This is a genomic window from Dolichospermum circinale AWQC310F (assembly GCF_000426925.1).
Lineage (GTDB): Bacteria > Cyanobacteriota > Cyanobacteriia > Cyanobacteriales > Nostocaceae > Dolichospermum > Dolichospermum circinale.
In genome coordinates, this window is the sequence record NZ_APIZ01000369.1 from 1 (window position 1) to 558 (window position 558).

The 558-nt window shown below is 43.7% G+C and carries 1 protein-coding gene; it reads right to left on the bottom strand.

Translation table 11 applies throughout. The features are described from left to right. Positions 1–3 precede the first annotated feature (3 nt). The coding region (locus tag ACIR310F_RS0100435; protein WP_028082119.1) for a hypothetical protein at positions 4–558 on the bottom strand (555 nt) is incomplete at its 5' end.

Consider the following 558-nt stretch of genomic DNA (forward strand, 5'->3'; position numbering starts at 1 on the left):
TTATTAACCGTTGATTGCAGGAGCGCTCAAAGCAACAGGAGCAACATCAGCAGCAGCCAAGTCTAGGGGGAAGTTGTGAGCATTGCGCTCGTGCATTACTTCCATACCTAAGTTAGCGCGGTTGATTACGTCAGCCCATGTAGAAATTACACGACCTTGAGAATCAATGATTGATTGGTTGAAGTTAAATCCGTTCAAGTTGAACGCCATTGTGCTTACACCCAAAGCTGTAAACCAGATACCAACTACTGGCCAAGCAGCTAGGAAGAAGTGTAAAGAACGGCTGTTGTTGAAGGAAGCGTATTGGAAAATCAACCGACCGAAGTAACCGTGTGCTGCAACGATGTTATAGGTTTCTTCTTCTTGACCGAATTTATAACCGTAGTTTTGTGATTCGTTCTCGGTTGTTTCTTTAACCAAGGAAGAAGTTACCAAAGAACCGTGCATTGCAGAGAACAAAGAACCACCGAATACACCAGCTACACCTAACATATGGAAGGGGTGCATCAAGATATTGTGTTCTGCTTGGAACACAATCATGAAGTTGAATGTACCGGA